The sequence below is a fragment of the Paraflavitalea speifideaquila genome, assembly GCF_032395985.1.
Classification (GTDB): domain Bacteria; phylum Bacteroidota; class Bacteroidia; order Chitinophagales; family Chitinophagaceae; genus Paraflavitalea; species Paraflavitalea speifideaquila.
Genome location: NZ_CP135920.1, coordinates 6,465,781 through 6,490,164, shown reverse-complemented (window position 1 = coordinate 6,490,164; position 24,384 = coordinate 6,465,781). Strand labels below are relative to the sequence as shown.

30 protein-coding genes and 4 pseudogenes are annotated in these 24,384 nt (G+C 46.1%); 16 read left to right on the top strand and 18 right to left on the bottom strand.

Annotated features, from left to right (window positions below; all coding sequences use genetic code 11):
* Positions 1-7: 7 nt before the first annotated feature.
* Positions 8-76: a hypothetical protein gene (locus tag RS881_RS44605; protein ID WP_315824804.1), complete on the bottom strand. Its 69-nt coding sequence runs from the start codon at positions 74-76 to the stop codon at positions 8-10.
* Positions 77-79: 3 nt separating this feature from the next.
* Positions 80-460: pseudogene (locus tag RS881_RS44600) on the bottom strand (YhcH/YjgK/YiaL family protein); the annotation flags it as partial.
* A gap of 166 nt (positions 461-626) precedes the next feature.
* Between RS881_RS44600 and RS881_RS44595 the strand changes: the two are divergent.
* The 4 genes from RS881_RS44595 (at position 627) to RS881_RS44580 (ending at position 3,821) form a co-directional block, all read left to right on the top strand.
* Positions 627-1,031 carry a BlaI/MecI/CopY family transcriptional regulator gene (locus RS881_RS44595; protein WP_315816709.1) on the top strand — a complete coding sequence of 135 codons (405 nt, stop codon included), beginning with the start codon at positions 627-629 and terminating at the stop codon, positions 1,029-1,031.
* Between the two features lie 18 nt (positions 1,032-1,049).
* Positions 1,050-2,033 (top strand): M56 family metallopeptidase, encoded by a 984-nt coding sequence (locus tag RS881_RS44590; protein ID WP_315816708.1) that lies wholly within the window; start codon positions 1,050-1,052, stop codon positions 2,031-2,033.
* A gap of 4 nt (positions 2,034-2,037) precedes the next feature.
* Entirely contained in the window at positions 2,038-2,727 is a 690-nt protein-coding gene (locus RS881_RS44585; protein WP_315816707.1) for a hypothetical protein, read from the top strand.
* Positions 2,728-2,855: 128 nt separating this feature from the next.
* A complete protein-coding gene (locus RS881_RS44580; protein ID WP_315816706.1) occupies positions 2,856-3,821 on the top strand; it encodes a hypothetical protein in 966 nt (321 codons plus the stop codon).
* Between the two features lie 79 nt (positions 3,822-3,900).
* On the opposite strand, the pseudogene zwf reads toward RS881_RS44580, so the two are convergent.
* The 4 genes and pseudogenes from zwf to RS881_RS44560 form a co-directional block, all read right to left on the bottom strand.
* Positions 3,901-5,404, bottom strand: a pseudogene (gene zwf / locus RS881_RS44575) (glucose-6-phosphate dehydrogenase).
* Positions 5,405-5,449: 45 nt separating this feature from the next.
* Complete coding sequence (locus RS881_RS44570) at positions 5,450-6,067, bottom strand: HAD family hydrolase (RefSeq protein WP_315816705.1); 618 nt, start codon at positions 6,065-6,067, stop codon at positions 5,450-5,452.
* Between the two features lie 191 nt (positions 6,068-6,258).
* Positions 6,259-6,879, bottom strand: a complete 621-nt coding sequence (locus RS881_RS44565; RefSeq protein WP_315816704.1) for a S1/P1 nuclease — start codon at positions 6,877-6,879, stop codon at positions 6,259-6,261.
* A complete protein-coding gene (locus tag RS881_RS44560; RefSeq protein ID WP_315816703.1) occupies positions 6,876-7,049 on the bottom strand; it encodes a hypothetical protein in 174 nt (57 codons plus the stop codon). The genes RS881_RS44565 and RS881_RS44560 overlap by 4 nt, the downstream gene beginning before the upstream one ends.
* A gap of 193 nt (positions 7,050-7,242) precedes the next feature.
* On the opposite strand from RS881_RS44560, the pseudogene RS881_RS44555 reads away from it, so the two are divergent.
* From RS881_RS44555 to RS881_RS44530, 5 genes and pseudogenes are all read left to right on the top strand, one after another.
* Positions 7,243-7,976: pseudogene (locus RS881_RS44555) on the top strand (MlaE family ABC transporter permease).
* 41 nt (positions 7,977-8,017) lie between these two features.
* A complete protein-coding gene (locus RS881_RS44545) occupies positions 8,018-8,389 on the top strand; it encodes an ATP-binding cassette domain-containing protein (RefSeq protein WP_315816701.1) in 372 nt (123 codons plus the stop codon).
* Positions 8,377-8,757 carry an ATP-binding cassette domain-containing protein gene (locus tag RS881_RS44540; RefSeq protein ID WP_315816700.1) on the top strand — a complete coding sequence of 127 codons (381 nt, stop codon included), beginning with the start codon at positions 8,377-8,379 and terminating at the stop codon, positions 8,755-8,757. Before RS881_RS44545 ends, RS881_RS44540 begins: the two co-directional genes overlap by 13 nt.
* Positions 8,758-8,827: 70 nt before the next feature.
* On the top strand, positions 8,828-9,598 hold the full coding sequence (locus tag RS881_RS44535; protein WP_315816699.1) for an MlaD family protein: 771 nt from the start codon (positions 8,828-8,830) through the stop codon (positions 9,596-9,598).
* Positions 9,595-9,768: a hypothetical protein gene (locus RS881_RS44530; protein ID WP_315816698.1), complete on the top strand. Its 174-nt coding sequence runs from the start codon at positions 9,595-9,597 to the stop codon at positions 9,766-9,768. Before RS881_RS44535 ends, RS881_RS44530 begins: the two co-directional genes overlap by 4 nt.
* 94 nt (positions 9,769-9,862) lie before the next feature.
* Here RS881_RS44530 and RS881_RS44525 read toward each other — a convergent pair whose 3' ends face one another.
* From RS881_RS44525 to RS881_RS44470, 12 genes and pseudogenes are all read right to left on the bottom strand, one after another.
* Positions 9,863-10,129 carry a hypothetical protein gene (locus RS881_RS44525; RefSeq protein ID WP_315816697.1) on the bottom strand — a complete coding sequence of 89 codons (267 nt, stop codon included), beginning with the start codon at positions 10,127-10,129 and terminating at the stop codon, positions 9,863-9,865.
* Complete coding sequence (locus RS881_RS44520) at positions 10,126-10,584, bottom strand: hypothetical protein (RefSeq protein ID WP_315816696.1); 459 nt, start codon at positions 10,582-10,584, stop codon at positions 10,126-10,128. The genes RS881_RS44525 and RS881_RS44520 overlap by 4 nt, the downstream gene beginning before the upstream one ends.
* Positions 10,585-10,946: 362 nt before the next feature.
* Positions 10,947-12,056: a T9SS type A sorting domain-containing protein gene (locus tag RS881_RS44515; protein ID WP_315816695.1), complete on the bottom strand. Its 1,110-nt coding sequence runs from the start codon at positions 12,054-12,056 to the stop codon at positions 10,947-10,949.
* Positions 12,057-12,884: 828 nt separating this feature from the next.
* Positions 12,885-13,100: an NIPSNAP family protein gene (locus RS881_RS44510; RefSeq protein WP_315816694.1), complete on the bottom strand. Its 216-nt coding sequence runs from the start codon at positions 13,098-13,100 to the stop codon at positions 12,885-12,887.
* Positions 13,090-13,623: an NIPSNAP family protein gene (locus RS881_RS44505; protein WP_315816693.1), complete on the bottom strand. Its 534-nt coding sequence runs from the start codon at positions 13,621-13,623 to the stop codon at positions 13,090-13,092. The genes RS881_RS44510 and RS881_RS44505 overlap by 11 nt, the downstream gene beginning before the upstream one ends.
* Before the next feature lie 147 nt (positions 13,624-13,770).
* Positions 13,771-15,483 (bottom strand): efflux RND transporter permease subunit, encoded by a 1,713-nt coding sequence (locus RS881_RS44500; RefSeq protein WP_315816692.1) that lies wholly within the window; start codon positions 15,481-15,483, stop codon positions 13,771-13,773.
* An 8-nt stretch (positions 15,484-15,491) separates the two neighbouring features.
* Positions 15,492-16,312, bottom strand: a pseudogene (locus RS881_RS44495) (efflux RND transporter permease subunit).
* A gap of 118 nt (positions 16,313-16,430) precedes the next feature.
* A complete protein-coding gene (locus RS881_RS44490) occupies positions 16,431-16,835 on the bottom strand; it encodes an efflux RND transporter permease subunit (RefSeq protein ID WP_315816691.1) in 405 nt (134 codons plus the stop codon).
* A gap of 152 nt (positions 16,836-16,987) precedes the next feature.
* A complete protein-coding gene (locus RS881_RS44485; RefSeq protein ID WP_315816690.1) occupies positions 16,988-17,944 on the bottom strand; it encodes an efflux RND transporter periplasmic adaptor subunit in 957 nt (318 codons plus the stop codon).
* Between the two features lie 156 nt (positions 17,945-18,100).
* Positions 18,101-19,066 (bottom strand): TolC family protein, encoded by a 966-nt coding sequence (locus RS881_RS44480; RefSeq protein ID WP_315816689.1) that lies wholly within the window; start codon positions 19,064-19,066, stop codon positions 18,101-18,103.
* 14 nt (positions 19,067-19,080) lie between these two features.
* On the bottom strand, positions 19,081-19,374 hold the full coding sequence (locus RS881_RS44475; RefSeq protein WP_315816688.1) for a TolC family protein: 294 nt from the start codon (positions 19,372-19,374) through the stop codon (positions 19,081-19,083).
* Positions 19,375-19,591: 217 nt separating this feature from the next.
* Positions 19,592-19,915, bottom strand: coding sequence for a hypothetical protein (locus RS881_RS44470; protein ID WP_315816687.1), 324 nt, complete (start codon positions 19,913-19,915; stop codon positions 19,592-19,594).
* 344 nt (positions 19,916-20,259) lie between these two features.
* Between RS881_RS44470 and RS881_RS44465 the strand changes: the two genes are divergently transcribed.
* The 7 genes from RS881_RS44465 (at position 20,260) to RS881_RS44435 (ending at position 24,336) form a co-directional block, all read left to right on the top strand.
* Complete coding sequence (locus RS881_RS44465) at positions 20,260-21,516, top strand: beta-sandwich domain-containing protein (protein ID WP_315816686.1); 1,257 nt, start codon at positions 20,260-20,262, stop codon at positions 21,514-21,516.
* Entirely contained in the window at positions 21,501-22,256 is a 756-nt protein-coding gene (locus tag RS881_RS44460; RefSeq protein WP_315816685.1) for a TonB-dependent receptor domain-containing protein, read from the top strand. The genes RS881_RS44465 and RS881_RS44460 overlap by 16 nt, the downstream gene beginning before the upstream one ends.
* A gap of 13 nt (positions 22,257-22,269) precedes the next feature.
* Positions 22,270-22,692: a TonB-dependent receptor domain-containing protein gene (locus RS881_RS44455; RefSeq protein WP_315816684.1), complete on the top strand. Its 423-nt coding sequence runs from the start codon at positions 22,270-22,272 to the stop codon at positions 22,690-22,692.
* A 102-nt stretch (positions 22,693-22,794) separates the two neighbouring features.
* On the top strand, positions 22,795-23,379 hold the full coding sequence (locus tag RS881_RS44450; protein ID WP_315816683.1) for a sugar-binding domain-containing protein: 585 nt from the start codon (positions 22,795-22,797) through the stop codon (positions 23,377-23,379).
* A gap of 23 nt (positions 23,380-23,402) precedes the next feature.
* A complete protein-coding gene (locus RS881_RS44445; RefSeq protein WP_315816682.1) occupies positions 23,403-23,744 on the top strand; it encodes a hypothetical protein in 342 nt (113 codons plus the stop codon).
* Positions 23,741-23,983, top strand: a complete 243-nt coding sequence (locus RS881_RS44440; RefSeq protein ID WP_315816681.1) for a glycoside hydrolase family 2 TIM barrel-domain containing protein — start codon at positions 23,741-23,743, stop codon at positions 23,981-23,983. The genes RS881_RS44445 and RS881_RS44440 overlap by 4 nt, the downstream gene beginning before the upstream one ends.
* The gene (locus RS881_RS44435) at positions 23,950-24,336 is read left to right on the top strand and encodes a glycoside hydrolase family 2 TIM barrel-domain containing protein (protein WP_315816680.1); all 387 of its coding nucleotides are present in this window, start codon (positions 23,950-23,952) and stop codon (positions 24,334-24,336) included. The genes RS881_RS44440 and RS881_RS44435 overlap by 34 nt, the downstream gene beginning before the upstream one ends.
* The last annotated feature ends 48 nt before the right edge of the window (positions 24,337-24,384 follow it).

Below are 24,384 nucleotides of genomic sequence, written 5' to 3'. Positions count from 1 at the left end.
TTCTCGACTACCCCACACTCACCTTCATAACCACTTTCTTCACGGGTGTAGCTTCCTGCACCCTGATATTGGGCATGTGCAGGTCGGTAGGGTAGAATATGGCAAACATACCTTCTTTCATATGGGAGAAAAAGAAGGTGCTCCGCCAAATAGCCAGTAATCTGCAGCTTCATCATACGCCTTGAGGGCGCTTGTCCTTGCAGGAAATCATGACCAATCAATTCCTGACCACTCACGATATACTGTATATCAATGTATTTTTGTGTGCTTCCATCTGCTCGCCCGAAGCGGGAACCGTATCATATTCATTTACGATGGCGATAATATCCGTACCATCAATTGCATATTTGCCTTTAGGTACCTGGGTGAAGTCGGTTTCACGGAGGTACTGGAATGCCTTGATAAACTTCGGACCAAAGTGTTGATATAGGGCGGCATTTTGTAAGGTGTCGATAACCATGCTTGATTGGGTATAGAATGATAGATGGGAGGCAAGATACTCCCTTATTCGGCCATTGCAAAGTCATACCACATTAATAATCAGCTAAAAAGCTGCTTGTCTCTCCTTTTTCAGGAAAAATACAGGTATTTGTATTAAACGTACGTTTTTATCGTACCTTGGTCTTATGAAAGCGAGGAAAGACATTCAGGGCAAAGAAACAGTACCTACCAGGTCGGAGATGGATGTGTTACAAATATTATGGCAACACGGACCTTCAACTGTTCGTTTTGTGCATGATACCCTCAATGAGCAAAAGGAAGCTGTACAATATACCTCTACGTTGAAGTTGATGCAGGTAATGACCGAAAAAGCCATGCTTACCCGCGATGAGTCGAGTATGAAACATATTTATAGTGCGGCGCTGGAAGAGAACAAAACAAAGGGCAATATGCTCACCCGGTTTGTTGATACCATGTATGAGGGATCGGTGAGTAACCTGATGATGGCTTTAATGGGTAATGATAAAACCTCTAAGAAAGAACTGGAAGTGCTGAAGGAAATGTTGAAGAAGCTGGATGTACAAGAATAACATTAAACGTACTGGATCATGATTGGGCTATTCGTAAATGGATCGATCCTGGAGCAAGGCTTACAAGCCTTTTGCTGGATGCTTGTTCATTCCCTATGGCAGGGCTTGTTGCTGGCGTTGTTGGGCGGCATTGTCATGCTGTTGACCAGGAAAGCCCGCCCTGCTACCCGCTATGCCCTGCTTACCGGCCTCTTGTTCCTATTCCTGGTGAGCTGCCTGGTTACTTTTATAGTTGAGTGGAACAGGGACGATACTACAGGAGCCAGCTTGTCTATGACCGGGGCCTTGGGAAGTATCGGGATGTTGCAGGAATATGGTATACATCAAATACCAGCGGCACTGGCCCAATTTTGTTCGGACAATGCAAACCTCATTGTAGGGTTATGGTTTGTGGTTTTTGTACTCAAGTGTTGCCAAATGGGATGGGCATTTGGTTATGTACAGCGCGTGAGGACGAAACAATTGCAGGAACCCGGCCACTTTTGGAAAGATAAAATGACGGTGCTCACGGCACAATTACAGATCAGGAGAACAGTTGGTTTATTAGAGAGCGGTATTACAAAAATACCCGTCGTGATCGGTCATTTAAAACCGGTTATCTATATGCCGGTTGGCTTGTTGGCCAACCTGCCTCCCGATCAGGTAGAACCCGTGTTGTTACATGAACTGGCGCATATCCGCAGGCATGATTACCTGGTGAACTTATTACAGCATACTGCCTCCATCGTTTTCTTTTTCAACCCAGGCTTATTATGGGTATCCTCCTTAATAAAGCAGGAAAGAGAACATTGTTGTGATGACATGGCGCTGGCGCATACAGGTAATAAGAAACAATTCATACAGGCATTGATCAGTTTCAAAGAACAGGTAGTGTATGGCAGAACTTATGCCATGGCCTTCCCGGGTAAGAAAAGCCATTTATTACAGCGTGTAACCCGAATCATCCAGAATAGGAACAGTTCTTTGAGCGGAGGAGAAAAATATTTATGCTGGCCAGCCTGATCTTTTGTTAGGAACACTGGCCAATAGAAAAGCAGGCGGAGGGGATGTGTTGATGCATGGCCTTTATGCCGGGTTGTTTCAGGATAACCGGCCGGTAGGTGGATGGTCAAGTCCGCCTGCCAAAGAAAAGAAAACAATGGTACAGCAGCCGGCGGCAAATAATGCAGTGCCTGGGAAGGAGCCAATAAAACCGAAATCCGGCATACCAACCAAGATCATCCTGCCCATTGAGCCCGTTAAGGCAATGGCTGAACCGGCTGCCAAGGGGAGTTTTGTACAGGATGCGGCATTGATGCAGCAAAGTGTTACCAGCCAGGCAGAGAAGGATCGTATCCAGTCTTTGAGAGACCAGGAGCAAATGGAGCACGACAAGAAGCAGGCCATCATCGACCGGCAGCAGGCCGACCGTGACCGGTTGCAGGCTATTAGAGACCGTGAACAAGCAGTAAAAGATCATATACAGGCCGATAAGGACAGGTACCAGGCGGAGCTGGACAGACAACAAGCAGCCCGTGATAAGCTACAAGCCGACCGCGACCGGCAGCAGGCCGAACTGGACCGCAAGCAGGCCGACAAAGACCGGACCCAGGCAGAAATAGACCGGAAGCAGGCGGATAGAGATCGTGCAGAAGCCGAACATTACAGGATACAATCAGGAAAAATAAAAGCTACTACAGCCTTACCTGCAATGTAAAGATGCGCACTTTACAAAGTTGAGTAGGTGTACGTTTCATTCACCAGCACATTACTGTGTATTTAAAAATTCACTCACTAAGTGAAAAGGGAAAGTATTGCCCATTCTTAACATCAAAAATGAAGAACATGAAAAAGTATTCGCTCATGGCGCCCGTTGCCTTATTGATCATTGGTATAATTTGTACCACTGCGCAGGCCCAAACAAAAATAACGAGTCGTAGCAGCACTTACAGAACACAATCCTCCATGTCAGGAAACACTTTCCTGAACGTGGAAGCTGATTCGGTAGGAGATCCCAATAAGCGGATCACTATGTATAAGAACGGAGAAGTGTATAAGATCAGGATAGCAGGTGAGAAGATCACAGAGATGTTCATAGACGATAAAAAGGTAGCAGAAGATGACTATCCCAAGTATGCAGGGCTGGTAAAGGACGTGCTGGCACAACTCAAAAGAGATGAAGAGCAAGCTGCCCGTGACCGTGCACAGGCTGAGTTGGATAGAAAGCAGGCTGATCGTGATCGTGAGCAAGCTAATAAGGACCGGTCCCAGGCGGAACTCGACCGTCAACAAGCTGACCGGGATAAATTGCAAGCCGTTAGAGATCGTCAACAAGCAGTTAAGGACCGGGCACAGGCAGAACAGGACAGGCAACAATCCGACCGGGATAAATTGCAAGCCGAAAGAGATCGTCAACAAGCAATTAAGGACCGCGCACAGGCCGAACAAGACAGGCAACAAGCAGATAGAGACCGCTTACAGGCAGTAAGAGATCGTGAGCAGGCGGCAAGGGATCGTATACAAGCCGATAAGGACCGGGCACAGGCCGAGATAGACCGCAAGCAAGCTGAAGAAGACCGTAAAATGGTGGCAGCGCTGATTGATGACCTGATAAAAGAAAATGTGATCAAGGACAAAGAGGACCTGGTTGTTTTACAACTAACGGATGAGGCACTCATCATCAACGATAAGAAACAGCCTGCGGAATTACATCAACGTTTTAAAACGAAATACCTGAAGTCGTCCCGTTCACGTTTTCTCTACACCAATAATGGAAGCAGAAGAGGGTTTTCAGTACAAAACTATGACTAAGGTGAATAAAGGTGAAGACCTGCCGCTGTTCAACAATTGTATTGAATGAGGCAGGTCTTCCTTTTATAGTGAGATGAGTTTATTTGCCGTGTGTATGAGCCGCCCAGGTATGCCCTTGTTTGGCAATGAGGGCCTCAGCATTTTCTGGTCCCCACATACCGGATGAGTAGTTGGGGAAATCAAGGGAGTTGTGTGATTCCCATGATTCCAGGATGGGCGTTACCACATCCCAGGCGATCAACACCTGGTCCGAACGCATAAACAAAGTGGCATCGCCCTGCAAAGCATCCAACAGGAGCGTTTCATAAGCTTCGGGTGTTTGGGATGAATTCGTATTGTAATCAAAGACCATCTCCACGGGATTGAGGTTCATTTCAAGGCCTTGTCTTTTGGCAGTGAAACGTAACCGGATATCCATTTCTGGCTGTAGGTTAATGATCAGGCGATTGGGCGTTACACTATCGTACAGGTTTTCCGGAAAGGAAGAGTGGGGAATAGGACGGAATTGTATGGTGATGGAAGATGTTTTTTCCAACATCCTTTTCCCGGTGCGTACATAGAAGGGAACACCCTGCCAACGCCAGTTGTCCAGGTAAAACTTGATGGCTACATAGGTTTCTGTATTAGAAGTGGGGCTCACACCTGCCTCCTCACGATAACCCGGTACCTTTTACCTTCGATCCATCCGCCGCCATATTGTCCACGTACCGCGTATTTGCTCACCTCATCAGGCTTAATGGGCTTGATGGCACGCATCACATCCGCCTTGCGGTTACGGATCTCTTCTGCATCAAAAGATACAGGAGGTTCCATGGCCACCATACAAAGTAATTGCAGCAAATGGTTTTGTATCATATCGCGCAAAGCGCCAGCGCTTTCATAATAACCACCGCGTTCTTCTACCCCTACCTGCTCGGCCACGGTGATCTGCACATAATCGATGTAGTTCCGGTTCCACAGGGGTTCAAATAAAGCATTGGCAAAACGGAAGGCCAATATATTTTGTACCGTTTCTTTGCCGAGGTAATGATCAATGCGGTAAAGCTGATTTTCCTGGAAAAGACCGGTGAGCAAATTGTTGAGGGCTACGGCACTTTCTTTATTATGGCCAAAGGGTTTTTCGATAACTATACGGTCTTTGGCGGCATTATTGGCCAGGCTCAACTTATTCAAATTAACGCCCACCACTTCCACAAAACGGGGGCAATAGACAGGTAGAACAAGCGGTCGGCCCGCAAGCCCCATTGTTTATCCAGTGCATCTACCTTGGCTGCAAGGGTGGAATAAGTGATCTCCTCATTCATATTGGAAGGAATGTAGGAAATACGGCTTTTAAAGGCCTCCCAGGAGTCCCCTGCCGGTTTGCCCTTACGGGAAAACTGTGTCAATCCTTCTTCAATAAAATCGTGGTATTGTGCATCATTGAATGCTTCCAGGCCCAGGCCAATGATGGCAAAGGTTTCGGGCATCCATCCATCGAGACAAAGATTATAAAAGGCGGGTAATAACTTCCTTTTGGCAAGATCGCCACTGCCGCCGAATATGATAATAATAGTAGGATCAGTTTTTTTCCCAGAGATCATAGAGGGGTAATTTAGGTAATTGGCGCAAAGATAACACGTATTGACTTATGGCAACCTGAGGTTGTATTGTGCCAGTTCCTGGCGGGTATTTTCTACACTGGTATGTTGTATGCTGTTAATGCCCAGGCTGCGGGCTACCTGAATAAACATCAGCCGGTCATCAAAATAAAGCGCTTCCTCAGGTTTTACATAAGCAATATCCAGCGCCAGTGAATAAATAGCCTTATCGGGTTTACGCAAACGTACAAAAGCAGAAGATACAAAAGCATCGATAAACTTATCCAGCCCAAAGGTTCGGATACGGTAATCATTCAATTCCCGGCCTTCATTGTTCAGTGCTATTACCTTCAGTCCGTTCAACGCTTTTAGTTGCTGCACAAATTGCAACATCTCATTCAAAGGTTGCGATTGCTGGTACATGAATTCCATGAACACTTCCGGCGTAAAGGTCCGGGGCGTATAGAAAACCGTCAATTGCAAGTATTCATGCAGCGACGTCACGCCCGATTCATACGCATCGAAGGCCAGTTTATGGCGCTCATTTAACTCATTAAAGTCGAGGGAGAATTTTTCTGCTGCCAGTTTCCTTGATGCTTGTCCCCATCCGTTGGTTAGTATAACGCCTCCCATATCCAGGAACAACGTTTTGATTGCGGTACTCATAATTATTGATTGCCTTTCTGTTAAACCTTTAAAATGGAACAACAAAGCTATTGAGTAAATGGGAATATGCCAATTGACAAACAGCGTCGCTACTTGTATATATCATCGATAAAATAAGATCCGGATGGCGCAGCATGGTACTGCGACATCCGGATCATGAAATTTGTGTTAAAAATATGTAACAGCAGTGGTTAATTAAATACCTCATTCAATACACCAGCCAGTCTTACACCTCCTTTCAGTAGCCGGTCGTTAAGTGTTTGAACGTGATCGAAATTATACCGGAAGCTAAGTTTCTGGTTGGGCTCTTTGATCTCGTTGTACAATTGGTTGCTGATGGTATAGGACTCGTACAGCCATTGACCAATGGGCTGTTGTTGCCAGTCCCTGCGCTGGGCCTTTGTGGTAAAATTGATGGCAGTTACATATTCTGTATAGCTCAATTCCTGGTACTCGATCAGTTTTTCATCCCATACACTGTGCAGGTTGGCAGGTTGGTTAAACCACAATACGTTGATCCGGTTGCCACCCAGGTCATCGGGCCGGCCGGTATGCATGGGTTGGTGTGCATCGCCTACCAGGTGGATCAGTATCCGCAGGTACAATACCTTCTTTTCCTGGTCCAATGATTTATTCTTCAACTCACCGATCACAAAGTTCATTTTCGTATAAATATCAGTAACCGTATCCTTGGCCAGGTATTCATGGACCTGCTGTTCGCTTAAACCTTCTTTAAAGTTGATATAATGCCAGGGGTTCAGGTAATTGTAAGAAGGGTCCGATTTAATAAAGTCGGGCCAGTTGGCACTCATGGCCAGCGATTCATTGCCCAGGATGGCAATGATCTGCCGGCGGGCTTTTTGGTAAGGTAACTATCGGCAATTTGTGCCACGATCCGGTGACCCAACATGCCCCAGGCCATCGTTTGGCAGGGTAGATAGAATAGTACCGCAGCCAACAATAGTTTTTTGATTATTCTCATATCAGTAAGTAATTGTTTGCTCAAATATAAGCCGGAAGACGAGACTTCCCTCCGTGGCACAAGATTAGAACTCCCTATTACCGGGAAGCGGTGGGGAAAATCGTCCTCGTTTCCTAAAAACAGCGCTATCTATGGGTGGAGGTTCCCGAAAAACAGGCAAACAGGTATTTTCCAGGCAGCTGGATGCTTTTTCATGGATGTATATGGCATGGGTCAGTTTACCGGTCGTTTTTTCAGGGAAGTATTGTTGCCACCCTATGAATGGAAAGAGATCATAAGGCAGTTTTATATGGTAGGCTATAAATCCCTGGCGCTGGTATCATTGACCAGTTTTGTAACGGGCATTGTATTTACCAAACAGTCGAGGCCCTCCCTGGCCGAATTTGGGGCTACCTCCTGGTTGCCTTCCCTGGTAGCCATCGCCATCATACGGGCGCTGGCGCCGTTGGTAACGGCGCTTATTGCGGCGGGTAAGGTAGGATCGAATATTGGCGCCGAACTGGGTTCTATGCGGGTAACGGAACAAATTGATGCCATGGAAGTGTCGGCCGTTAATCCTTTTCGCTACCTGGTGGTTAGCCGCGTGGTGGCTACTACCTGCATGTTGCCCTTGCTCATGCTGTATATGTCGCTTATTGCTTTGTTGGGCGCTTACCTCAATGTTAACCAAAATGAACAAACAAGCCTGGCTTCCTTTTTTGTGAATGCCTTTCAGCAAATATCCTTCCTGGATATTTTCGCCTCTACTTTCAAATCGCTGCTCTTTGATTCACCATTGGTATTGTTAGCTGCTATATGGGGTATTATACTACACAGGGCACGCAGGGCGTGGGAAAAGCGGCCAATTCATCCGTGGTTATTTCCATGTTCCTCATTTTTATTGAGGAGATCATTGTTGTACAGATCGTAAACGGGTTCAGACCTTAAAGGCGTATGAAAAAAGCAACCTACCTATCAACAGAAATGAGGTGGCCATCTCCGTACGGGGGTTGTATAAATCTTTTGGCGATCACCAGGTGTTGCGGGGCATTGACCTGGATATCTGCGAAGGCGAAAACCTGGTGGTATTGGGACGTTCGGGTACCGGTAAATCCGTACTCATAAAAATTATGGCGGGTTTGTTAAAGCCCGATAGGGGCCTGGTACAGGTATTGGGACAAGCGGTGCCGAAACTTTCGGTAAAAGAGCTGGATGCCTTGCGCTTAAGGATGGGATTCTCTTTTCAGCACAGCGCCTTGTATGATAGTATGACGGTTGGGGAGAACCTGGCTTTCCCACTGCAGCGCAATTTCAGGAAGCTAAGTAGTGCGGAGGTGAAAAAGAAGTATTGCGTGTTTTAGAGGCCGTGGGATTGCCACAAACCCTTCAACAGTTTCCCGCTGAATTATCGGGTGGACAACGTAAACGGATCGGTATTGCGCGTACACTGATCATGCAACCCGCCATTATGTTGTACGACGAGCCTACTGCCGGACTTGATCCCATTACCAGTATGGATATTAATAACCTCATCAATGAAGTACAGGAACAATACCGTACTTCCTCGGTGATCATTACCCATGACCTTACCTGTGCCAAAGCTACCGGCGACCGCATCGCCCTATTGCTGGACGGACAGTTTGCACAAACAGGCCCTTTTGAAGATGTGGTACAAAACAGTACCAATGAGCAGGTGAAAAGTTTTTATGACTATAACTTTATTGAATAATGAGTACAGCTAAAAATAAACAGGCCATTACCGTAGGTTTTTTATTACCCTTGGTACCATTATTCTGATCGTGGGCATTTTTACCCTGGGCGGTCAAAAGAAAACCTTTTCTCCTTCCCTTACGGTCCACGCTGTTTTCAATAATGTCAACGGCCTGCAGAAAGGAAATAATGTATGGTTTTCGGGCGTAAAGATCGGTACGGTAAGAAACCTTGAATTCTTTGGCACTTCGCAGGTAATGGTGACGCTTAATATTGACCGGAAAGCGCATGAATATATACGTAAAGACGCTAAAGCCAGGATCAGTGCCGAAGGGTTGATTGGCAACAAGCTCATCGTTTTGTATGGTGGCACTCAGGGTGCCGGGGCCATTGCCGGAGGCGAAAGCCTGCAGGCAGAAGAGGCGCTGAACCCGGAGGAAATGATGGCTACATTGCAAACCAATAACAAGAACCTGGTAGCTATCACTACGGACTTTAAGACGATCAGTAAGAGGCTGTTGGAGGGAGAAGGTTCGCTGGGGGCTATGTTGAAGGACGAAACCTTGTACAAGGATCTGCAGGTTACCATCACATCTTTACGTACGGCTGTGGCCAGGATGCATGCGGCTGCCCGCAACAGCGAACAACTTACCGGTAGCATTGCCGATTATACAGCCCAACTCAAAACGCCCGGTACCCTGGCCGGTGACCTGATCACGGATACCCTGGTGATGACCAACCTGCTCACCTCCGTTGAACAAATTAACCTGGCTACCGCTCAGGCCAATGCGTTTATGCATTCCCTGCGCAATGCAGGCAAAAACTCGATGATGGCGACAATGCCGCGGGTTTGTTATTGAATGATGAAAAGGTGGCTGCCGATCTGCGCACCACACTCCAATACTTAAACAGCAGCAGCCAGAAGCTGGACGAAAACCTTGAAGCCCTCCAGCATAATTTTTTATTTAGGGGCTATTTTAAAAGAAAAGCCAGGCGTGAAGTGCGGGACAGTGCCCGGAATAAGCAATGAACCTATGTCGTTGGGTTGAGCATGCTCCTTCAAGGTGGGTCATGCTGCTGCTTGGAAAAACAGCGCTGTAGCGTTGTTCACCTTTATGACAGGTTCATGTTTTTACCCCAAAAACAGGTTCATTAATCAGCAGCACCCAGTTGTTTCTTGAAATCAGGATACATAGCATAAAGCGTTTCGCGCTGGTCTTTAGGGATCTTTTATACGTGCTGCTCCGGGTTTGTACAAGTTTTACTGCATTATCGTTTTCCCCGGCATCGAGGTAGGTTACCAGCAGTTCAAGCGTGCCGTCTGAAAAACCGGGCATATTGGCATCCAACTGTTCAAAGTATTTACGTTGCTTTTCCTTATCGCCCATCAATTTGTAGATGAGCCCCGGTAATAATCCAGGAAAGGATCTTTATTGATAAGGGAATCCAGTTGATTTACTGATTCCAGGGCGTTGGCATGCTCTTCTTTCAAAATATAAGCATCGATCATGAGCAGGTACATATTGGGCGCATTGGGAAATGCTTGTTGGTACCCTACCATTGCTTTCAGGTATTCATCATTGCCCAGGCCGGAAGCAATTTGTACATGCATTAATTGAAAAAGTTTGGATTGTCGCAAGGTTGCGGGTAGTTCCTTATAAAGGGATTGAGCCTTGGTATATTCCTCCTGGTTGATGAGCTGCCGGATGCGTTTGATATTTTTGAGGCGATCTTTATCCTTTTCAGTGAGGTTGTCGTAGTTCTCTGTCATCATGAGGGCCGATTGGGCCAGGGTGGCACTCAGGGTTTCGCCAGTCATGTAAATAAAAGCATCACTGATCTTCACCTGGTCTTTTTCTTGATCAGTTCCAGGTCGTGGTAATTGAGCTTGCTATCGGCATACATTCTGAAAATGAGGTGCTGGTTGTTGTCTTTTTCATATTGCTTCACCAACTGGTACGTGCCTTTTTGCCCAGGGCCTGAATGATCTGGTTACCCAATTGACCCGTTTTCAGTTCGCTCATAGCTCCTGTAACAATGCGGGAGTTTATCTTGCTATCGCCTGCCTGGTAAAGCCTTTTTCAAGGGCGGCCAGGTCCAGGGCCTCATTGAATTTGGCAGCGCTTTGCTTATTCATGCTCGATTCCAGGGATTTAGCAAATTGAGCTGCTTCCTCTTTGGTGGCTGGCTTTTCCGGTTCGGAACAGGCTACCGTAAAAGGATCAGGGTCCAGCAGGCATACAACAGGAAGTGTGGGCGGCGCATAAGGAATTTGTTAGGTGACAGGGAAAGGTACAAAATAGAAAAGGAAAGAACGTTTGTTCCTTCCTTTTGTTGCCTCATCAGGGGGCAGGGAGATGATGAGTAATCCCGAAATCCTCCCTTATTTTTGATCACCAATGACTGTATATATTCAATTTCTTTTCCTTTTACTTGTATGAAATACTGGCCTGCTGTGAGTTCAGCGGTAGAGATGGACTGCTGCCAGTAACCAGCTTCCTTGTTGTATTGCTTTACCAGCACAACCATACCTTGCTGGTCAATAACCTTTACCGTGATCCTGTCTTTAGCAGGGTGGTTGAACCCTACGGTGAAGAAATGGGTAGCAGGGTTGGGAAATAAAAGCAGGCTGCCGGTATTGATATTAATAACCGCTTTAAGAATGGTGAAATAGGTGGTTTTGCCATTCAGGTCGGTTTGGCTTAACCGGTAAAAATTATTGCCGGCGGCTGGCTGGGCATCCCGGAAAGAATAGTTGCTGCCATTGGCCAGGTTGGTAGCTGCTACCTGCCCGATGGATTGAAAACTCACCCCATCCGCCGAACATTCGATGGTAAAGTACTGGTTATTTTGTTCGGCAGTAGTTGACCAGCCAATGGTTACTCCTTCGTTGCTGGCAGCCGTGATCTTATAATTGGTGAGGGTAACAGGCAAAGTTGATTCTGCCCGGGTATACTGCAGCATCCACTGATAAATATTCTTACTGTTCTCCTTCCAGGTGGCATTATAGGTTTGTGTCCAGGCATCGTGGTTATCCGTGGGTGGGGCAACGGTAAAAATGGTTTTGATAGACAGTGGAGTAGGAGGCTGGCTATTTGAATTGATCATACGCACATAATCGTTGGTATTGGATACCGGCACTGCCTGGTCGTCCTGGTTGTGGGTTGCCCACACAGGTACATTGCCTTTGGCGATTACCCTGGTAATGGCCGATTGTGGGGTCGACTGTCCGCAGATGGGTACGATGGCTGCTATTTTTTGGGCAACGGCCAGGTCACTGCCGGCAAATTCCCAGATAACACCCCCGCCCATGCTCATGCCGGTAAGGTAAATGCGGGTGGTATCTACTTTATAATTATTTTTATATAGGTGATCACAGTACCTATTTCAGTAGGCCAGGGCCGGTCTCTGAATTGCGGTGAAATAACCAGGAATTTGAAGGATTGACCGTTCAAAGTAAAAGATGTGGGGAATAGGCCATCCTTAATGTATTTGGGAAGGGCCTTGGATACCAGTTTATTCAGGTCTGCCTGGCTGCCGGTACCGCGGTCGCCATTACCATGTATATATACCAGTAAGGGATAGCGCTCTGTGCCGGCAGCATTGTAATCCTGCGGCAGGTATTCATAATACCCTCCGCAGTTGCTATTAATATTTACCGTTATAGGTTTATGAGTAGGTGATTGCGCAATGCCTACCTGATTCCAAAAAAAGGCATACCAAAAACAGGCATGCTGTACAGCTGGTGTACAAATGCTTCATATCGTTTATTTTTTGAGGATGATACAAATCCGTGTATGATGACAGGAACTGCCACATACAATAAGACTTATCATACGGCAAGATGAATCAGCAGGTAAGCGATCAACAGCGGGGAAAAACCATGCCCGCAGGCAAATTAATATGGGATAAGGTTAAACTGATCAATACTATTGAGGAATAGCGGCAAATCGTCCACAAGATATTGCATTCTCCCATGCGCCATTCAAAACAATCGATCTTTTTCTATGATCATACACGAATAGCAAGCCGAACTGCCATTATATGTGTTGGTACCCGATAGAATGATAAAATAGATCGATGAAATTCACAATCAGATCTGTGAATAGTTGGTAGGCTTTAAAAAAGTGCGGGTGATCCTGGAGATCAATTTTTATCAGTATAATCTTCCATGGTACTGATCCTTTTCCATTCGGCATCACTGCCGAAAGTTTTCCAGTTAAGATCATGCTGTTCCATATTATCAAAAGTGATCATGTAAGTGAGGTTGGGCCTGGCTTCACCGATTAATGTTTCGCCAAAGAATACGGGTGTAAGGCCCGTTCTTTTAAAGATACCTATCTCCCCGCCTTCATTGAACATCTCGATCTTCTTTTTTGCTGGCATACTCTGTGGGACTTTCATAACGGCGCAGTTCAAAGATCCTTTCCTTATTGGCAGGGGCTACCAGGTTGGGCATACCGCTGAACGATTTCAGCAGGGAACTTTGAATACGGTCGTAGGCCGGTGCGTCGGCGGGGGCGCTCAGGTAGTCTGTGGCGGTTAGCTGGAATTCAATATCCCTGGCCAGTAGAGCATCCATGCCGGTAAAATCTTCGAGGGAAGGGAAGAGGATCACCACAAAAAGACGGGCAGGTTGTTCAGGTTGTAAGGGAGTAAACACCCCCACATTTTTTGAACCCAGGCGGTTGAGGGCAGCTATGGCTGCATGCGCATAATATCTTTCGGTTAATTGCTGTTGCCCTTCATTTTTAAAGGTGTAAACACGCAGCTCATAGTATTCTTGTTTCTTTTTGGCATCAGTAGCGGGTAGAGCGGTGCCAGGTGATAGGGCTGTTGCTGTTCCGGTAAGCAGGGTGGACTGTATAAAACGGCGCCCCTTCATGATCGCTTAGTTTAGGAAGGAATCAATTTGGATCTATTACCCCCGTAAATTACTGTTTTTCCCGTTGCCAGGTAGTTGTTGTCACTACCGGTTGCCAGTTACCCGTACCGGAGTCCGGTATCGGGTAACTGGATGCCAGTGCGGGTACTAGGTCAGCGATATCGTGCGCTTTTGTTTGCGTTGATGCGCACGTTTATAAAAGATCTCTACCACCAGCGGAAAGATCAGCAGGGTTAAAATAGTGGAACTGATCAGCCCGCCAATAACTACAATGGCCAGGGGCTTCTGTGTTTCGGACCCTATTCCGGTGGATATAGCTGCCGGTAATAAACCGATGGCTGCCATCAGGGCGGTCATGACCACCGGCCTGATCCTGGCATTAACGCCGTCCCGGATGGCTTGAGGCAGCGATAACTTCTGATGCAGGTTTTGCTTGAATACCGAGATCAGGATCACCCCATTTTGAATACAGATACCAAAGAGGGCGATAAAACCAATACCGGCCGATATACTGAACACAGTGCCGGTAATATGCAAGGCCAATATACCACCAATGAGTGCAAAAGGCACATTTAGTAATACAAGGCCGGCATCGACTGCATTGCCAAACGTAATAAACAGCAGGATGAAGATCATGACCAGCACGATGGGTACTACCTGCGATAGTTTTTGCTGCGCCCGTACCTGGTTCTCAAATTCACCGCTCCATTCAATATTCAGCCCTTTGCCCAGCTTTACCTGCTCTTTTACCCGCTGCTGTGCATCGGCAATCGTACTTCCCATATCCCTTTCACGGATCGAGAATTTGATGGCGATAAAGCGCGTATTCTTATCGCGGTAAATAAAGGCCGGCCCGGTTACCGTTTTGATCTCTGCAATTTCCTTCAGCGGTACCGTTGAGCCATGCAAGGTGGGTACCCTTAATTTACTCATGGCATACTCATTATTCCGGTATTCTTCGGGATAACGTATACGGATGGGGAACTTCATTTCACCCTGGTAAAAGTAAGAGGCCGATTTGCCTCCGATCGCTGTTTCTATTACTGCATTTGCATCGGCAATCGTTACACCATACAAGGCCATTTTCTGCTCACTGAGCAAAATGCTGATCTCTGGTTGCCCCAGGTTGCGCAATACCCCCAGGTCTTTCACCCCTGGCACCGTTTTCATGACCTGGTATACACTATCTGCAATCCTATCAATGTCTTCCAGGTTATTGCCAAATATCTTGATGCCAAAGGAAGCTTTAAAGCCTGCTACCGCTTCGGCTACATTGTCAATAATGGGCTGGGAGAAATTAAGTACAATGCCGGGATACTGATCCAGCTTTTTATTCATTTCATTGATCAGTTGCTCCTGCGTTATTTTACGATGCCATTCTTTCTTGGGTTTGAGGTCTACCTGGAATTGGGTAAAATAAAAGCCATTGGGATCAGTGCCATCATTGGATCGGCCTATTTGCGACAGTACCCGGCTTACCTCATCAAAATTGCGCAGCTCACGACGAAATACTTCCGTCATCTTGCGTGTTTCCGTGAGTGAATAGCTCATGGGCAATTCGGCAGTTACCCATAGGGCGCCTTCATTGAGGGTAGGTAAAAACTCGCTGCCCAGGAACTTGAAAGAGAACAGGCTGATGCTGATGATGAGCGAAGCGGTGAGCAGGCTTAGTTTCTTATGTGCCGTAGTGAAGTTGAAAGCCTTATTGACCGTTCTATTGAAGAAGTTGACGATGGGGTTGTTCTTTTCCCGTACGTTTTTGTTGAGCAAAATGCTGGATAGTACGGGCACCAGGGTGAGCGTGAACAACAAAGCCCCCAACAAGGCGAAACTTAAGGTCCAGGCCAGGGGAGAGAACATCTTACCCTCTACTTTTCAAAAGCGAATATGGGAATAAGACTGGTGATAATGATCACCTTGGCAAAGAAGATGGCCTTGGCCAGGGAGGAACCTGTTTGCCGGATCATACTTAGCTTGGCCATCTTATTAAATTTATCCATGCCCAATACCTGGGCCTTATGCGCCAGCACCACAAATAAACCCTCCACCATGACCACCGCCCCATCTATGATGATCCCAAAGTCGATGGCCCCCATAGAAAGCAGGTTGGCGCTCATGCCCTTCATACGCAAGCATATGAAGGCAAACAATAAAGACAAAGGAATGATAATGGATACAATAACCGTAGTACGCCAATCAAACATAAACAGGAATACGATCAGCGTAACCAGTAAAATACCTTCTACAAGATTGTGCGTAATGGTTTCTGTACAAAAGTCCATTAGCTTATCCCGGTCATAAAGGTTTCCATGGTAATGCCCGCCGGCAATACCTGTTCATTGAGGTCTTTGATCTTTGCTTTCACCCGGGCCAATACTTCACGCGGATTCTCGCCTTTACGCATAACTACAATGCCTTCTACTACATCGTCATTATCGTCCAGGCCCACCTGGCCTACCCGGGGTACATGGCTTTCTACTACAGTGGCCAGGTTTTTCACCAGGATGGGCGTGCCCTTGATATTGTCTACAATGATGTTCTCTATGTCCCGGATCTTGTCTAATAAACCAATACCGCGTACTACATACGCCTGCCCATTTTTTTCAATCACATCACCGCCTACATTGATATTGCTTTTGCTAACGGCGTTATACACTTCCAGGGGAGTAATATCGTATCGTAACAGCATGGCGGGATCAACCTTTATTTCATAGGTTTTTCGGCGCCGCCAAAGGCTACTACGTCCGCCACCCCGGGTACACTGCGGAGCTGACGGTCAATCACCCAGTTTTGGATAGTAAGCAGGTCTACCGAACTTTTGCCTTTCCCCGTACCGTGTAACGGAATATTTCACCTGTGGGCCCATACGGAGGCTGTACTTCCGGCTCTACCGATTCAGGTAGGTTTACATTATTCAGCAGGTTATTGACCTGCTGCCGGGCAAAGAAATCCTCTACTTCATCGTCAAAAATGAGCTTGGTGACCGACAGGCCAAACATGGAAACAGAGCGTAAGGACGATTTCTTTTGTACCGAGTTCATAGCCACTTCAATGGGCACGGTAACAAATCGTTCTACTTCCTCGGCGCTTCGCCCAGGCCATTGGGTAACAATAACGATCTGTGTATTGGTAACATCTGGAAATGCCTCCAGTGGAGTTTTAATATAACTCCAGATGCCCCGAAAATGACCAGCAGGGTCATAAAAAAACAAAGAACCTGTTCTTGAGCGAAAAGGTAACGATGTTGGAAATAAATTTATTCATATCCAAAAAGACGTTTTTGCGGTATGTTAATTTGTCAACTTGTATGTGCACGCCCAATGCCCCAAAAGCCTCGGTGCCTTGTTGCCTCGATGCCTTTCTTCTACTCAATCACGGCATTATATACCAGTAGTTGATATTGAGAAATGACCTGTTCTCCTACTGCAAGACCGTTTTGGATATAAGTGGTGTTTCCAATGGTTTTGTATAGTTCCACCTGGCGGGTTTCTATATGACACGCGTCTTTGTATACCATTACATAATTCTTGTTTTTGTCGAAGATCACTGTCTGCGCCGGTACCGACAGTTTTTGTTCATTGCCTTCGGTATACTGTATATTGATCTGTGCAAACATTTCGGGCTTCAGCAGGTAGCCGGGGTTGTCAATGCGGATCCTTACTTTCATGACCCGGCTTTGCGGATCAAGCATGGAAAATATCCGGTCTACTTTCCCACTGAATATTTTGTCTTTATAAGCTATTACACCCACATTGGCGTCATAGCCTACTTTGATCTTGGCGATATCACTTTCAAATACATTGGCCATTACCCATACCTCGTCCAGGTTGGAAATGATAAAGAAAGGTTGGGCGCCATCCACCCGGTATTGCATTTTATCCGTCAGGTTCTTTTCAATGATAAAGCCCGAAATGGGGGCCGTAATGGTTTGCAGTGCATGCCCCCTGGCCCCATAAATGGCATTCGTTTCCTGTATGCGTTGCAGGTCCGCCCGCGCTTTTTCCAATTCTGTTTCGGCAACTACTACCTCTTTCTCTGTAGCCAGTCCTGCACCAAACATGTCTTTATTGGAGGAAAGGGTTTTTTCCGCCAGTTTTACGTTGGATAGCGCGTTGGACAATTGTCCCTGGTAATCGGCAATCTCACTGCTGCGTATTACTGCCAGTACCTGCCCCCTGGTAACATAATCGCCCAATTGCACGTTCAACGATTCTACAATGCCGCCTACTACGGGATATACTTTGACCCATTTATCTTCATTGGCTTCGATCTTGCCCGAAAAGGCAATCTCATTTTTAACTGTGTCGGATTGAACAGTCACTACCTGTATCTTTTTTTTGTAGCGTATCGGTAAGACAAAAAGTATCATTGTTAACCGGGGTAGCTACTTTTTCCTTGCAGGAGGTCGTTTGCAACAGAACTATGCTGCCCAGTAAACTGATGAAGAAAGATCTCATATAATAATTTTTAGGTCGTGTTAATTGAAAAGGGTTTTGCCAACGGCGAAATTCAAAGCCTCCAGGGCCTGGTCTTTTTCATTCCTTAACTGATTCCATTGCAGTACATTGTCTTTCCAGGATTCATAGAAATCCGTAAACTCCAGTAAGCTGATATTCTTTTTCTGGAAGTTCTCTGTAATTCCCTGCAGCAACCGGTCGAACTGCTTTTTAAAGGCAGGGTCAAATGATTGAAGCATCTTGCCCGTATTCAATGCTTTGATATAGGCTTTTTGTACTTCATTTTCTACGGTAAGTTGTTGTTGCATGTACTGCACGTTGCTTTGCTCTACCTGACTTTGGGCAGCTTTTATATTGCCCTGGTTGCGGTTAAAGAAAGGAAGGTCGATGGCTGCATTGAGAAACGTAGCATTGTCTACAAAACTTCCCCTTTTGTCAAACTCTACGCCCAGCGTCAGGTCGGGCGTGCGCAGCGCTTTTTGCAACTGGTAGTTTTGCCGGCTGTACAAAGTATTGGCATCGGCTGCCTTCAGGTCATACCGGTTGGTAAAAGCACTGTCTACCAGGGTTTGTAATGGGTATTGGTGCAAGGCTTCCGGGCTATCTCCCAGGTCTACCGGCAGGTAATAATGCTTATTGTCGTGCAACAGTAGTTGGACTTCGGCCTGCAAGTCGTTCAATTGATTTTGCAGGGAGGTTTGTTCCGCCTGCAGGGTATACAGTAAGGATCTGATGCGTACTGCATCTTTGAGCGTTACCGTTCCTTTTGCCTGTAATTCATTATAGGCTGTACTCAATTGTTGCAAGGAATTGATCTGTACCTGGTAGGCATCCCTGGACTGGTGCAGGCGCAGGATACCATAATAATTGCTGCGCAGGGAAAAGCGCAGGGTACGCAGCAGGTCGTAGAAATTATATTCCGCTATCCGCGTATTGGTGTTGGCCAGGCCAATTTGCTTGTTGCGTTTGCCTGCCAGCGTGATCAATTGCTGGAGCTGTACTACATATTGACCGGTTTTATTGGTGATGTCAAAAGGTTTTTAAGATTGGGATTGTACAAGTTGCCACTTACTGACAGCGTGGGATTATTATACAGTTTTGCCTGGATCAGTTGAGCCTGGGCAATATGGACATCATATTTGGCTGCCAGCAGGACAAGGTTGTTTTGAATAAATAGTTGTTCGGCATCCTGCAGGGTAATGCGTAGGGTATCCTGGGCGTTGCTTGCAACACCTGTCAGGAATACCACTACCACCACCATGCAATGCCTGAACAGGAAATAACTTCTGTTCATACATTGATAATTTTAGTCAGGGACGGAAAACGGGCCAGTTACGGCATGCTCATTAGCGGGACCTAATGCTTAGGTACAGGCAGCATGCACGTTTAATGGAAATGTATAGGCACCTGAACAAATAGGTTCAATTGTTCATGGAGTCATTCACTAGGCGGTGCATACATCCGGGGAGGAGAAACAATGTTGAAATAACCTTTACAAGTGGGGTATACCTCTAAATAGGCTTTTGAGCCGCTTTAGCCGTATTGTCAGTAGGAATAATAACTACTTTATGGGCAAACTGGCAGCAGAACGGCTCCCAGGAAAACCTTTCCACGCTGTTGTTTTTAGGCATACCATCATTGTCATCATCATGGTCGGGAATAAAATCATCATCGTCCATGAGCTGTTCCAGCAGGTATTCGGTAATGCTGTCGGGATCGTCATATTTGGCGGAGACACCCGATGGGTGGGCACGCATGGCAATAGTGAGGTAATCCAGGTCAATACTCTGGTTAAGTATAGAAAATGCCACCAATATGAGTAAAAGCCTTGACATGAATAGATGTACTGGCTGCAAATATATACTGCCCGGTTAAAAAATCATAGTTTGATAAATAAAGCACCGTTAACATCGCGTTAAGTTACTACTTGCAACAGAGAGTAATTGCTTGCTTAAAAGCTGGCATCATAGCTGCCGGGGATGGAGGATTTGGAGCAAACCAGTGAATCAAAGCAAAGAGTGGAGGCCAGGCAAATTCCGCATTTAGGTGCATTAAATGTTTGATTATTAATAGGATATGGATTTCCGTTTTCTTTATTTTCCCGATTGAGTAAATGGTTTTCCCGATGCGGCAAAGGTTAATGCGCCCATTATTCTTTTTTGCGCAAAATTTAACAAGCGTGAAAAGTATATACCTGGTCTTCGCTACACTGCTAATGGGAATAATGACAACAACTGCACAAAACACCCATATTTCTCCAACTACCGAAGTACTGCCATCCGATCATGAAACACCACCAGGTACTATTAAAGGAAAGATCGTTACTACCGATGGAAAGCCGGGTGCTTACGTGAATGTGGTATTGAAGGAAACAAATAAAGCAACCGTAGCGGATGAAGATGGGGTATTTATTATCAGGAATATTAAACCGGGCAGTTATACCCTCCAGGTTTCTCATACAGGATTACAAACTCAGGAAAAAGCAGTTGAACTGGCTGCAGGTGATACTAAAACATTCGAGTTCACTTTACGTGAAACCTCTATCCAACTGGAAGAGGTAGTAGTGGAAGGAAGGAAAAGCCTGAATACAAAACCTGTTACGGTGGGTAAAGTGCCTATCGCTCCCATGGACCTTCCTCAAAGCATTGCAGTGGTTGGCCAGGGCGTGATCAGGGATCAGCAGGCACAGCGGCTCAGTGATGTGATCAAGAATGTGAATGGAGTATATGTAGCTACTACCCGGGGTAGTACGCAGGAAAGTTTTTCAGGTCGTGGATATGGATTTGGCAGCAATAACCTGTTTAAGAATGGTGCACGGGTGAACAGTGGGGCGATGCCCGAAATGAGTTCACTGGAAAGGGTAGAAGTATTGAAAGGAAGTGCGGCCATTCTCTACGGTAATGTAGCGCCTGGTGGTATCCTGAATATGGTGACCAAGCAACCCAAGTTCAATTTTGGCGGTGAAGTATCCATGCGTACCGGCAGCTATGACCTGTATAAGCCCGCTGTAGATGTGTATGGCCCTATTTCGTCAACAGTAGCTTACCGCATTAATGGTACCTATGAAAGTGCCCGTAGCTTCCGGGATGTAGTGAGCTCCAAAAGATATTATGTAAATCCTTCTTTATTGTTCAAGCTGGGCAAGCGTACAGAATTGCTGGTACAGGGTGATTACCTGGATCATGAATTTACACCCGATTTTGGTATTGGTTCGCTGGACAATACTAAAATTCCAGATGTGGCACGTTCTGCTTTTTTTGGAACGCCCTGGCAGTATGCCAAAACAAAACAGGCAACTGCCAGTGTTTCTTTAAAACACCAACTCAACAGTGCCTGGCAGTTGAATGCCCTCGGCTCATTCCAAAACTATAACCGGGATTATTATTCTACCGAAAGGATTCAGGCGGCTGCCAATGGTGATTGGACAAGACCCTGAATAAGACCGATCAGAATGAAAATTATTATATAGCGCAGGTAGATATCAATGGCAAGTTTAAAACCGGGTCTATCGAGCATACCTTATTGGCCGGTGTAGATGCTGATCGTTATTTAACTACGAGCTATACTTTTAATAACCCTACTACTTACGATAAGATCAATATCCTTGATCCAACGAAATTTACGCCCCGTACAGATATTCCCCCTGCTTCTAAGGTAACGCGGGTTGAAACGCCTGTCAACCGTTTTGGCGCCTATGTGCAAGACCTGATCAGCATTACTTCTAAATTAAAGTTCCTGGCAGGTATCCGTTGGTCGATCCAGGAAGCAAGGCCTGCTGAAACCAGGTACTTGCTGAAGGACAGCCTGGCCAAAGGAGCTGCGAAGACCGACAAAGCTTTTTCTCCTCGTTTGGGGCTGGTATACAAACCACTTGAAACAACGGCTATTTTTGCCAGCTATGCCAATTCCTTTGCTGTGAACAGCGGTACCGATGTTTTTGGCAATGCCTTGAAACCTTCCATCATTGATCAGTTTGAAATAGGTGTTAAGAATGATTTCCTGAAAGGATTACTTGCTGTAAATATTACGGCTTACCGGATCGTGAACAATAACCTGGCGCAAACAGCGCAATTCGCAGCCGATGGTACTACACCCAATAACAATACCAATCTGAAAGAGCTTACCGGACAAACCACCAGTGATGGTGTGGAATTGATATTACTGCTCACCCCATAAAGGGCTCGACATTATGGCCGGTTACAGCCATAATTATATGCGCTATACCAAAACTGAAAAGAAAAAAGGGAATTATGTAGAAGGCGAAAGATTGGTAAATTCTCCGGCGCATACGGCCAATGCGAGCGTATTTTACACCTTTGGTAACTCACCCATCAAAGGTTTTAAAGTAGGTGTTACTGCTTTATATATTGGCAAACGCAATGCGGGCTGGAATAACCAGATCGAACAAACACAAAACTATTCCAGGCTGATACCAGTTGACGGGTTTACTACGGTAGACATTTCAGCAGGTTATACCTGGAAAGCCATATCCTTGCTGGCAAAAGTGTCAAACCTGGGGAATACCTATAATTATTATGTGCACGAAAATTATAGTGTAAATCCCATTGCCCCCGCCAGTTCGCGGCTACCTTGTCTTACAGGTTCTAATTAATGACTTTAATCATATTCAAGCTACCGGCTTTAATAGTCGGTAGCTTTTTGTTATTATTGTAATACTGTACGCTTGTCAGTAATACAATAATAAGCTTATATCATGCCTCCATCCTTTTTGCCTGTTGTTCAACGCCTAAGCTGCGTTGTGCTTATTTCCTTCCTGTTGTCCATTGCCAGTTTACAAGTTACTGGCCAGCAAACCACCATAAAATACCTGTCGGGCATTGATAAAGACCATACGGTAGCCTGGGATTTCTTTTGTACCAAAGGTATGAACAGTGGCAAGTGGACCACCATCCCGGTTCCTTCCTGTTGGGAGTTGCAAGGCTTTGGTCACTACGATTATGGCCGGGTAAAACTGGCCGATCAATCGGATGAAGTAGGTAAATACCGCTATCGTTTCCAGGCCGACAAACAATGGAAGGGCCAGCAAGTGGCCATTGTATTTGAAGGGTCGATGACGGATACGGAAGTAAAGATCAATGGCAAACTGGCCGGCCCCATCCACCAGGGCGCTTTTTACCGATTCAGTTATGATATCAGTAGTTTGTTGCGTTATGGGTCATCCAATCTATTGGAAGTAGAGGTAAGTAAGAAATCGGCCAATCATTCGGTGAACCTGGCTGAGCGGGATGCCGATTTCTGGATCTTCGGGGCATCTTCCGACCGGTATACCTCGAAATAAAACCGGTTGCTCATATAGAAAGAGTGGCTATTGCAGCCTTGGCCAGTGGCGATTTTAGAGTGATTGTGATCAAGCCGCAAGCAGATACGAGCTACAACTTAGAAGCTGTTATCACCAAAGCCAATGGCAGTGCGGTAGGAGTTACCTGGAATACTCCAGGATTGTCTGGCGATACACTGACTGCACTGCATGGCTTTGTGAGCAAACCGGATCTGTGGAGTCCCGAATTTCCCAACCTGTATAACCTGCAAGTTGTATTAAAAGATAAGCAGGGAAAGGTAATACATGTAATAGAAAAGAAATTTGGGTTCAGGACCGCGGAATTGCGTGCCGGCGATGGCTTTTACCTCAACGATAAAAGGTGATATTCAAAGGCGTTAACCGGCATAGTTTCTGGCCTGCCAGTGGCCGTACACTTAGTAAAGCTATCAGTATAGACGATGTGGCGTTGATGAAGGATATGAACATGAATGCCGTGCGTATGTCCCATTATCCGCCCGATCAGCATTTTCTGGATGTATGCGATTCGCTTGGCCTCCTGGTTATTGATGAGTTAACAGGCTGGCAAAAATGTATGATGATACCACGGCACGTCGCCTGGTGAAGGAACTGGTGGTGCGTGATGTGAACCATCCCAGTATTGTATTATGGGCCAATGGCAATGAAGGCGGGTTTAACCGTACGGTAGATGATGATTACCATTGGTATGATCCTCAGAAAAGGCATGTGATTCATCCCTGGGAAAAATTCAATGGCACCGATACCAAGCATTACCCCGATTACAATTATATGGTCAATGCCTCCCTGTACGAAAAGGAAGTGTACTTCCCTACAGAGTTTATGCATGGGCTTTATGATGGTGGACATGGTGCCGGGCTGGACGATTTCTGGAACCTCATCCTCGCCAGCCCCGGGCTGCTGGTGGTTTCTTATGGGTGTTTGCCGATGAAGGCGTAGTGCGGCGGGATAAAAAGACAGTATTGATACCTGGACCAATAATGCACC